The sequence below is a fragment of the Streptomyces qaidamensis genome (genome assembly GCF_001611795.1).
GTDB classification, from domain to species: Bacteria; Actinomycetota; Actinomycetes; order Streptomycetales; family Streptomycetaceae; genus Streptomyces; species Streptomyces qaidamensis.
Map to the genome: position 1 here is coordinate 7230505 of NZ_CP015098.1, position 11121 is coordinate 7241625.

Annotated in this window: 6 protein-coding genes; 5 read left to right on the forward strand and 1 reads right to left on the reverse strand. The window is 71.5% G+C overall.

The window, feature by feature from the left end; all coding sequences use genetic code 11:
- Positions 1 to 706: 706 nt before the first annotated feature.
- The 5 genes from A4E84_RS31985 (at position 707) to A4E84_RS32005 (ending at position 10064) form a co-directional block, all read left to right on the forward strand.
- Positions 707 to 1963, forward strand: coding sequence for an alpha/beta hydrolase (locus tag A4E84_RS31985; RefSeq protein ID WP_062929882.1), 1257 nt, complete (start codon positions 707 to 709; stop codon positions 1961 to 1963).
- Positions 1964 to 2000: 37 nt separating this feature from the next.
- Positions 2001 to 3032, forward strand: coding sequence for a S1 family peptidase (locus A4E84_RS31990; RefSeq protein WP_062929883.1), 1032 nt, complete (start codon positions 2001 to 2003; stop codon positions 3030 to 3032).
- 4 nt (positions 3033 to 3036) lie between these two features.
- On the forward strand, positions 3037 to 4131 hold the full coding sequence (locus A4E84_RS43075; RefSeq protein WP_062929884.1) for an effector-associated domain EAD1-containing protein: 1095 nt from the start codon (positions 3037 to 3039) through the stop codon (positions 4129 to 4131).
- A complete protein-coding gene (locus A4E84_RS41450) occupies positions 4124 to 8527 on the forward strand; it encodes an AAA family ATPase (protein ID WP_062929885.1) in 4404 nt (1467 codons plus the stop codon). The genes A4E84_RS43075 and A4E84_RS41450 overlap by 8 nt, the downstream gene beginning before the upstream one ends.
- Before the next feature lie 421 nt (positions 8528 to 8948).
- A complete protein-coding gene (locus A4E84_RS32005; RefSeq protein WP_062929886.1) occupies positions 8949 to 10064 on the forward strand; it encodes a winged helix DNA-binding domain-containing protein in 1116 nt (371 codons plus the stop codon).
- A gap of 100 nt (positions 10065 to 10164) precedes the next feature.
- On the opposite strand, the gene A4E84_RS32010 is transcribed toward A4E84_RS32005, so the two are convergent.
- On the reverse strand, positions 10165 to 10956 hold the full coding sequence (locus A4E84_RS32010; protein ID WP_062929887.1) for a S1 family peptidase: 792 nt from the start codon (positions 10954 to 10956) through the stop codon (positions 10165 to 10167).
- Positions 10957 to 11121: the final 165 nt, after the last annotated feature.

Sequence of the window (11121 nt, forward strand, 5' to 3'; positions counted from 1 at the left end):
GGTGGGCCTAACAAGCCGCTCGGGTGTCCGATCCGCACGGAACCGCGCTCAGGCCGCTCGCGGGCCGCAGGCGTGCGCAGGTGCGCCGAGAGCCTGCTCCAGTGCGGCGATGTCCGGGACGTCCTTCGGCCGTCGCAGCCGGCGCCTGTAGGCGAGCACGTGCCGGAGCTGGACGAAGCGGATGCCGGGCGACCCCCTCGGGCGACGATGTCGAGGTCCCCGAGCGACTTCTTGAGTCCATGTGCCCGCATGGGGCCGCTACCGAAGACCGCGCAGTGATCCGGGTCGAGTTCCGGTGACAGAAGGCGCTGCACCAACGGATGTGCCCACATGTGCATCTGCTCGGCCGCGTTGCTCATCGGATGTCCCCGCCTCTTGCCTCTGAGCGCCACCCTCGGACGGATCCGGACCGGGTCGCCCAGGACGACCTTGTCCTGCTGACCTGCGGTGGGATATCCGAGCGGCTGCTCAAGCCCGATGAGGCCGGGTACTCAGGGGCACCCCTGCGCCGCGGCCACAACCGTGGTTCGGTACCCGCGCACTTGGCCTCCGAGGCGGCCGACCCGCGCCTTATGATGCCTCGGGGGGCCGTGAGTCATCCGGTCCGCGTATCGGCAGTCTTCTCGGAGTCATGGGGGGCAACGTGGAGGACTGGGGACCACTCGTTCCCGCAGTCGCGCAAGTGTGGCCGCAAGCAGCTGAGTTCGTGCACGGAGCCGACCTCGAACGCCTGGAGTCACATGTTCTGACGGCGTTGCGGGAGCTGGACGCCGTACAGCACGTCTCCGCAGCCGGCGGCACGGAGGAGACGCCGACGCCCGAGACGTATGAGGCGATCGATTCGGCGGCGCGCGAAGTGGCCCTGGCATTCGAAGCCCACGCTCCGCTCGGAGCCATGCTGGCTGCCGAGTTCGACGCTCTTGCGGCCCGCCGGGAGCGGTTCGGCCCCGCCGCGCCGCCGCCGCACTGGGTCGCCTGGCAGCGTTCACTGCTGGTTCCGGTGCTGTACGCCACGGACCGCGCGCTCGACGGGAAGCGGGCCGGCTTCGGCGCGGGGCGCGGGGAACTGACGTACGGGGAAGCCCGGGTGGGAATCCCGGACGACCACCGTATGGGCGCCGCGGAGAAATCCCGTGTGTGGCGGCTGCGCTTCCGGGACGATCCGGCCAGGGTCGCGACCCTCGGCGCCGTGGCGAGGTCCACCGCCCCGGAGTTCACCGAGCTGACCCGCAAACGGCTCGCGGAGTGCGAGGTGGACCAGGCACTGCTGTTCGTCCACGGCTACAACGTCCCGTTCCGCGACGCCGTGATGCGTGCGGCCCAGATCGCCTACGACCTGAATTTCACCGGCGTCCCCCTGCTCTACAGCTGGCCGTCGAAAGGCACGGTCGGTGGCTACGTGGCGGACGAGAACTCCGTCAGCCGCGCGGTGCCGTACTTCCAGGAATTCCTGCGCCTGGTTCTGACAGAGACGAACGTGAGCGAGGTGCATGTGCTGGCCCACAGCATGGGGAACCGGCTGCTCACCGAAGCACTCGCCGACTTCGACACCACGAGCCTGCCCGAGGGCTCCGGCCGACTCGGCCAGGTGATCTTCGCCGCGCCCGACGTCGACGCCGAGGTGTTCCGTCGGCGCCTTCCCCGCATCGCCCGGCAGGCGGCCGGATGCACCCTCTACGCATCGTCCGTCGACCGAGCCCTGGCCGCTTCCCGCACCCTGGCGGCCGCACCGCGCGCCGGCCAGGCCGGGGCCGGAATCGTCGTCGCCCCGGGGCTCGACACCGTCGACGCCAGCGCCCTCGACACCGGGCTGATGGGCCACTCGTACGTGGGCGACCACACGTCCGTCCTCGCGGACGTCTACGGCCTGCTGCGGCAGGCCCTCCCGCCGTCCCGGCGCTTCGGGCTGGTGTCCGTGCCGCACGCCGACGGGTCCTACTGGTCCTTCCAGCCGCAGAAGTGACGCCTGCCGACCGTCCGCCCGCAGCAAGGTGACAGCGATGACGCATTTCCTCGACCGCCTACCCTTCGAATGGAGCGCCCCCGGAGCCCGGGAACTCCAGGAACTGCTCGTCTCCGTCTACGACGAGCCGATGGCCGTGAAGGCCATGGCGGGGAAGGCGGGCATCGTGACCTGGGACGTGGACTGGCGGCAGCCGGTCTACGGCGTCTGGTTCGACCTCATCCCGGCCGCCCGCAACCAGGGCAAGCTGAGGGCACTGCTCTCAGTGATCGAGAGCGGGCCGGACCTCGCGGTGGCGGAGCGTCTGAAGGAACTGATCGGAGACAGGCCGGTTCTCGAGGCACCCGCGGCGGATCCTCCGCCAGGTACGTGGAAGGACTTCTCCGACCCGGACCCCCTGGAACGACGGATCTTCAGCACCGACACCTTCCAGGACGTGGCGTTCCTGCGCCGGGGAACGGAACAGGCAACGGCGGTGTGCCGACTGCTCGTCACCGACGACCGTGGGCGCCGCTACCACGGCACGGCATTCCGGGTGAGCCACGACCTGCTGCTGACCAATCATCATGTCCTGTGCGGCGGCGGCACCCGCCCGGAGCAGGTGGATGCCTGGTTCGGCTACGAGCAGGACCTCGACGGCCGCGACCTGGAGCACGTGAGCGTCGCCTGCGATCCCGGCTCCGTGGTCGGTGACGAGACGGACGACTGGGCCGTCATCAAGGCGGCCGGACCCCTGCCCGACGACGCGGTCGTGATCGAACTGCCGGAGCGGGCCGGCCTGGACGTGGGCGACCGCCTCTACATCATCCAGCACCCGAACGGCGGAGTGAAGAAATTCGCCGCGCGGCACAACGTCGTGCGCTACGTCGACGACGAGATCGTCCAGTACTGGACCGACACCGACCGAGGATCGTCGGGCTCGCCCGTCTTCGACGAGCGGTGGCGGCTCGTCGCCCTGCATCGCCGCTGGACCCGGATCGGCCCGCTCAGCGCACCGGCCGAGTACCGCAATGAGGGCGTCAGGATCGAGCGGGTCGCGGCGGGCATGGCGCACGCGGGGCTGAGGTGACGCAGTGGCGCTCCTGCTCGACCAGACCGTCTTCGCGTTCGACGACGCGCAAGCCCGCGAACTCCTGGACGTGCTGCTGAAGGTCCACGACAGAGAGGCCTCCGTCCGGCAGTTCGTCGCGGCCGTCGGTCTCCTCCCCGCGGCCATCGAATGGAGAGGACCCCTCACCGACATCTGGCCGCGCGTGCTGGAACACGCGGCCTGCGCACGCAAGTTGCGGCAACTGATCCAGGTCGTCGCACACCATCCGAACAGTGCCGAGTACGACATCTTCAAGGTGCTCCTGTCCCAGGAACCGCCCGCAAAGGAGACCGACCCCTGTGCCGCGCTGCTGGTCGGCGGCGGACGCACGAGGGCGTTCATCGACCGGGGCGAACTGCGCGCGACCCTGCGCGAGATGCTCGACGCCCCCGGCGGCCGGGTACTGATCGTCGACGGCGACCGCAGGTGCGGCAAGACCTGGACCTGGTTCCTGCTCTGCCACGTCCTCGGCAATCGCAGGATCACCCCGTACAAGATCGATCTGTCCGCGTACGTGCCACCCGTCGAGGTGAGTGACATCGCCGCCGCGCTCACCGACCAGCTCGGCTGGGACTTGGGCCACGGCGACCCCTACGCGTCCGAAGCCACCCACGTCAGACGGCTGGTGAACGTGGCCAAGCGGCACATGCGCGCTCTGTCGGAGGACCACTGGCTCGTCTTCGACGGCATGGTGGGGACGGCGCTGACCCCATCCGCCCTGCGGATGGTGGAGGGCCTTGCGGAAGCGGTGGTCGACGGGGAGACCGGTGACCGCCTCAACATGGTCCTCATCGCCTACGACGGACAACTCCAGCCGTCCGCCGACCCGTATGTGTGGCGCACGCGCCTGGGCCCGATCGGCGTGGAGCACCTGCACGAGTTCTTCTGCTCGATCGCGGCGAGCGCCGGGGCGCGGATCGACCCGGCCGTCGCCGATCTCCTCGTCAAGGAGGTGCTGCGCGAGGCCACCGGCGGCGACCACGACCCCGGCCTGCCCCTGCCCCTCGAACGGATCTCCCATGTGGCCGCGCTCCGCGGCCGGCAGCTCTACCAGATGTACGGAGGAACAGGTGGCTGAGTCCTCACCCGGGAGGGACGTCACCGAGGACGACGTCCTGAACCTCCTGCGCTCGGCCCCTTCCACCGGTGCCCTGCCCGGCGCCGATGACGCGGGACCGCGGCGGTGGGCGCTGCGGGAGAAGACGGCCCTGGTGAGCGCCTTCGACGCGGCCGAGCTGGAGGAAGACGGGCCCGGCGAACACACGGCGGAAGCGGCCCTGCGGGAGTTCCTCTCGCACGACTGCGAGCGGGTGACCACCCGTCAGGGCCGGCGCTGGCGACTGCTTCCGGCAGCGCGCACGACGACGCTGGAGCGACTGGGCACCCCGGACCGCCTGCTGGCGGCCCTGCGCTCGGGGGCCGGGACGGGACAGGACACCGCGCGGGACTGCGCGGAGCGGCTCCTGACGGGCACCGCGCGGCCGCTCGGCGAACTGCGCCTGGAAGAGCTGCACGCCGCCCTCACCGTCGCCGGCTGGCTCGACGACGCGCCGCGCGCCCGCGCCGCCCTGGCCGCACGATCCCTCACCCTGCCCGGCACACAGGACATCAGCCGGCACATCGAACTGGCGAGACTCTTCCAGCCCTTGGACGCACTGGCCGATGCCACCTTCTGCGGGCGCGAGCGTGAACTGGGGGAACTGGCCCGGCACGTCCGCACCGGTGCGGACGGCCCACCGGGACGGCCCCCTTGGCTGCTGATCCACGGCCCCGGCGGCGTGGGCAAGTCCACCCTCGTCGCCCGTTTCGTGCTGGACGGCGTCACGCGGGCCCGGCCGTCGCACGGACGGCCCTACGCCTATCTCCCCTTCGATCGCACCGACCTGGTGCCGGAGCAGCCGCTCACGGTGCTGGGCGAAATGCTGCGGCAGCTGCCGATACTGCTACCCGCACTCGACGGACCCGCGGTACCCGAGCTTCAGGGGGCGGTGCGCACCACCCTGGAGGCGGACAGCAGGGCGGAGAGCGAGCTGCGGGGCACCAGAGGCCCGAGAACGGGACGGCGGAGCGACGAGACGGCCCTCGTCGCCCGGTTCGCCCATCTGGTGACCGGGGCGCTGCGTCCCGGGAACCGGCCGGTCCTGTTGGTTCTCGACACCTTCGAACAGGCCCAGCGCAAGGGGGCCTTCACCCTGGCACGGCTGCTGGACTTCCTCGAAGTCCTGCAAGACCTGTGCCCGTGGCTGCGGATCATCGCCGCGGGCCGAGCACCCGTCGACGACGGACGGTTCGCGCACGTGCCGCTGGAGGGCTTCGATCCCGCCACCGCGGAAAGCTACCTGCGCCGGCTGCTGCCCGGCGGTGGCCGGGAGTACGAGGCCGCGCTGCAGACCGTCATCCGGACGGTCGGATCCGACCCGCTCAGTCTGAAACTGGCCGCCGACCTCTTCCGCCGGGAAGGGCCACAAGCCCTGCGCGACGCGTCGCTGCGCCGCCAAGTGCAGCTGCGGCTCCAGCCGGAGGAACGTCAGGGCATCCTCTACCGGCGCATCCTCGACCACTTGGACGATCCAGGGCTGCGACGCATCGCCAGCCCAGGGCTCACCGTCCGCCGTGTCACCCCGGACGTGATCCGCCACGTACTGGCCGGACCGTGCGGTCTGGGAGAAGTCGACGAGCGACGCGCCCGAACCCTGTTCCGGCGGCTCCGGGAAGAGGCGGCTCTCGTCGAGGAAACACCGGGGCGGGAAGCCGTCGTCCACCGCGCCGATGTGCGCCGCGTGATGCTGCCGATGCTGAGAGGCGAGGGGCGCACCCTCGTACATCGCATTCACCGCAAGGCGGTCGCCTACTACGCGGACCTGGCCGAGCGAGACCCCGTCAACGCCGTCGAGCACCGGGCGGAGGAGCTCTACCACCGCCTGTGTCTGGGTCAGTCGGCCAGGACGCTGGATCGCCGGTGGCTGAGCGGAGCCGGCCAGCTGCTGGACTCCGCCCTCGAAGAACTGCCCGTACGCGGCCGGATCTACCTCTCCGAGCGGCTCGGCATCACCGTCGCCCCCGACCTGCTGCGCCAGGCCGACGACGACACCTGGGCACGCCAGGCGCTGCGCGCCGGCACCGCCTGCCTGGCGGAAGGCAGGGCCGAGGAGACGCTGCTCCTGTTGGACGAACGTCCGGACCACGTGGGTGGGGACGTCGAGCTGGCAGCACTGCGCATCCGGGCGCTGACCGTGCTGGGCCGGATGGTGGAGGCACGCGAGCTGGTCGAGCCGGCGCTCGAACTGGCTTCCCGGCTCTCCGACGCCCGCGGGTTCGTGGAGATCGCCGTGAGCGGCGCCCGTATCGACGAGGACCTCGGACGCTTCGGTGCCGCGCGTGCTCTTCTGCGCCAGGCGCGCCGGGCGGCCGAGCCCCCTGGGCTCGGCGAGGCACTCCCGCTGAGCGTCGCCGTGGCCGAACTGCGCCTGCACCGGCGGGAGGACCGCGCGGACAGCGTGGAGGCACGGCGGCTGCGGGACGAGGTGGTGGAGCGCGTCTCCCGGCTGGGCTCACGCGAGCGGGCCCGGCATCCCGCGCTCGTCCGTGAACTCGCCGCGGAGGTGGGCGATCACGTGCCGGAGCTGGTGTCACAGGCCGCCCGTCTGCTCGGAGTCGACGTCCAGGGCGCTGCCGGCAAGATCCTGCGGACGTCGCTCAGCGACGACGACGTACGAGACCTCGCCGAGGTGACACGGGCGGCGAAGAAGGAGCCGGCTGCCCGCCGGGAAGACGACGACGAGGCGGACACCGGGCAGGAGGACAACTCCTCGACCTGGCTGGCCGGCCACAACAGCACCGTCCGTGGTGAGGTGGTCGGCGCTTACATCGACAGCCGCGCCGAGCGGCAACCGTCCTGGCACCACGCCCTCGTCAACACCTACCAGTACGAGGTCGACCAGGCTTCGTACACGAGGAGCAGGAGCGGCAGCCGGCCCGGCTCGGCCGTCCCGATGCCCGGGGCCGGCCGGGACGCCGTGGTCGTGGTCCCCGGATTCATGGGCAGCGCGCTGGAGGACACGGACTCCGGCAGGCGTCTGTGGGGACACGACGCCATCGCGGGTCTGCTCGACGTGTGGTGGCGCAACGGAGCCCGAGCCCTTGAGCTCACGGCGGACGAACGCGCCGGCGACACCCGCCGCGTCCGTCCCGGCGGCCTCCTGCGCACGCCCGCCTGGGCGCCCCTCTTCGGCGGTCTGGAACCGTATGGCCGCCTGCTGCGGACCGTCAGGGACTCCGTGGTCCATCCCGATGCCGTACTGGAGTTTTCCTACGACTGGCGCCTGTCCGCCGCACACAACGCGGCCCTCCTGACACAGGCGGCCACCCGCCACCTGGAGCGCTGGCGAGCCCATCCGGAGGTCGCCCGGACGGGCGGCGGAGCGGGGTACGACGCACGCGAGCCCCGGCTGGTGTTCGTCGCACACTCCACGGGCGGACTCGTCGTCCGCGCGGCGATGGCCCGCGGCCTCGCCGAAGTCACGCGGCAGGTCCTCTGCTTGGGGACGCCCTTCCGCGGGGTCCCCAAGGCCCTGGAGGTGCTGCGTCCTTACCGGAACTCCGGCCCGGCGGCGGTGCCTTCCCTGGCGCTGCGGCAGATCATGCGGACCCTGCCCGGCTTCTACGACCTGCTGCCCGACTACCGTTGCGTCGAGCACCACGACGGGGAGGTACGGCGCCTGGAGCTCGACGACATCGGATGGCTGGGCGGTGACACGGCGCTCGCCAGGGATGCGATGCGCACCCGTCGTGACACGGACGCGGCTTCTTTGGTGTCACCGGTTCAGGCCGTGGTGGGCAGCGGGCAGCCCACTGTGCAGAGCGTCCGCCTCAGGTCCGACGGCACGGTCCTCCCCCTGCTGAGCTCGGTGCGGATGCACAACGACGGGGAGCCCGTAAGGGACCAGCACGGCAACCTCAGCCGGTGGGACCTCGGCGGGGACGGTGTGGTGCCCTGCCGGTCCGCGAGCTCGCCGACGCGCGGGGACTTCTTCGTCCCTGTCCAGTACGGCGCGTTGACGACTCATCGCACTGTCCTGACCTGGGTGCGGGACATGCTGTCGGAGGGGCACGTGGCCGAGGCCGCCCCCGGTTCGTCCGGACGGGGCCTCGCGCGAGCTCTGCCGGATGACGGGGGCATCGGGCTGCCCTCGTCCGATCGGCACGAACTTTCCCTGTCCCTGTCCGACGTCGTGGAGGCCGGGCAGCGCTGCATGATCCAGGTCCGCGGTGCCCGGTCGCAGGTGCCTGTCCGGTGCGATCACATCGACGGCTTGTCTCCGTCGATCGTGGCTGTGGTACGCCGGTACGACGACGAGGACGTGGTCGCCGAGGTCACCTTCCCGGCGCCGGGGCTGTACCGGGTCACGGTGGAGGAGGGCAACCGGTCCGCCGGCCAGGTCGTCCTCGTCGTGGACCCCGAGGACGGCGACTGACCGGAGTTCCCTGCTGAGGCGGATGTCGTCCACTTCGCGTGCCAGGGCATCACATTCGACGGATATCCGGATCTTCCCGCCTGCACGACCGGGACGGGCGCCGATCGTCATCTGCTCTGGGCGCCTGACCTGGTGCGGCTTCAGCTGCGCGCCCGCCTGATCGTCCTGGCCGCCTGCCGCCCGGGGCTGTCCCGGGCATACCCGGGCAACGAGTACTCCGCCGGGTCACCTTCCTGCCGTGCCCGTGCGGCCCGGCCTGCTCCCGCAGTGCGGAGTCCTGGCGTTCCCCGCCGGGAGCGGTCGCCGGGCGGGGGCCCGGAGTTGCGAACAGAACCTGTCCGCAAGTGCGGGAGCGGTCGCCGGGCGGGGCCCCCGGAGTCGCGGACAGAACCTGTCCGCAAGTGTCGCTACCGTGCCTCACATGACGAACACCAAGCGGAGCGTCACCGGCACGGCACCCCTGCTCGGCACGCGTGCCCTGAACCGCGCGACCCTCGACCGCCAGCTGCTCCTGCGCCCCGCCCGGCTGTCCGTCGCGGCGGCCGTCGAGCATCTGGTCGGGCTCCAGGCGCAGAACGTCAAGCCGCCGTACTACGCGCTCGCAGCCCGCCTCGACGGGTTCACCCCCGAGGCGCTGTCCCGGCTGATGGCGGACCGCGAGGCCGTCCGGATCGTCACGATGCGCTCCACCATCCACACCCACACCGCGGACGACTGCCTCACCCTGCGACCGCTGGTGCAGCCCGCCCGGGACCGGGAGCTCGTCACCTTCCGCAAGGGACTCGCCGGTGTCGACCTGGAGCGGCTCGCCGGACTCGCCCGCGACCTCGTCGAGACCGAGCCCCGCACCATGACGCAGCTGCGCGAGGCCCTGCTCCGGGAGTGGCCCGACGCCGATCCGCAGGCCCTTGCCGTCGCCGCCCGCTGCCGCCTCCCGCTCGTGCAGGTGACGCCCCGGGGGCTGTGGGGGCGCAGCGGGCAGGTCCGTCTCACCACCGCCGAGCACTGGCTCGGCCGGCCCGCGCGACCCGCCCCCGCGCCCGACGCGGTCGTCCTGCGCTACCTCGCCGCCTTCGGCCCCGCCTCGGTGAAGGACATGCAGGCCTGGGCCGGCATGACCCGGCTGCGTGACGCCTTCGAACGTCTCCGTCCGCGGCTCGTGACCTTCCAGGACGAGACGGGCGTCGAACTCTTCGACCTCCCGGAGGCCCCCCGCCCCGACCCGGAGACCCCAGCGCCGCCGCGCTTCCTGCCCGAGTTCGACAACCTGCTGCTCTCGCACGCCGACCGCACCCGTGTCGTCCCGCCCGAGCACCGGGGCCGTTCGTGGCAGGGGAACCTGGCCCACCGCACGCTCCTCGTCGACGGCTTCCTCGCGGGGCTGTGGCGGCTGGAGGAGGACGCGCTCGTGGTCGAGCCCTTCGAACGCCTCACCCGGGTTCAGCGGGACGAGGTCACCGCCGAGGGGGAGCGGATGCTGCGGGTCATGCACCCGGAGTCGTCGTACGACATCCGGTTCGGTGTCGTACGGGGCTAGAGCCGTCCCGACATGGAGAGGGGGCGTTGCGGGCCGCTCGTGGAGGCCCGCAACGCCCCCTGGTCTTTCACCTGAGGGGTACTCAGGAGTCAGCGGTCGATCACGAGTTGACCTGTGTCGTGACCAGGCTGGAGAAGGTGGTCAGCCGGGTGTAGATACCCGGGTAGCCGGCCTGCGCACAGCCTTCGCCCCAGGAGGTGATGCCTGCCAGGACGCCCCCGATGAGCAGGGGGCCGCCGCTGTCGCCCTGGCAGGTGTCCACGCCGCCGGAGGTCTTTCCGGCGCACACCATGTCGCTCCGCACGAAGCCGGAGCCGTAGGAGCTCGCGCAACTGGAGTCGGACACGGTCGGTACGGTCGCGGTGCGCAGCTGGTTGGAGGCGCTGCCGTTCTCGGAGGTGTCGCCCCAGCCGAGGATGCGGGCCGTGGTGCCGGCCGCGTACACCGAGGTCTGGGAGGAGGAGACGTACTTCGCCGGGGTGTACGGCATCGACGTCGACAGCGTCAGCACGGCCACGTCGTCGCCGTTGGAGACGTCGGTGTAGCTCGGGTGCATCCATATCTTGCTGACCCTGCTGACCGTGCCGTTGGTGCCGTTGAGGTAGGTGCGGCCACCGACGACGCGCACGCTGCTGGTGGTCTCCCCGACCATGCAGTGCGCGGCGGTGACGACCTTCGTGGGCGAGACGAGCGTGCCGCCGCAGAACTGGTTCTGCGAGGCGTCCGTGATCTGCATGACGAACGGGTACGCGGACGTCGTGGTCGTGGTACCGCCGACGATCGGCTGGGGCGCGGCGGCGGCCGTGGGGGCGGCGAGCAGCGCGGTCGTGGCGGCGGCAGCGGTCGCCGCGGCGACGGCGGCGGCCTTCTTGGCGGCGTTGAGCCCGAACATGGGTCTCCTCGGGGAGTGGCCGGTGGGGGGTCGCGCGGGTGGTCGTGCACGGGGACCCTGACGCCGTTGTTCGGATCTCCGTGTGCCCGGCGAGCGGCACGCCCCAAAGCTAGAGCCCGGACGAGGGGGCTCCCAATGAGGGAACCCCCTAGGGGAGTTGGGGAG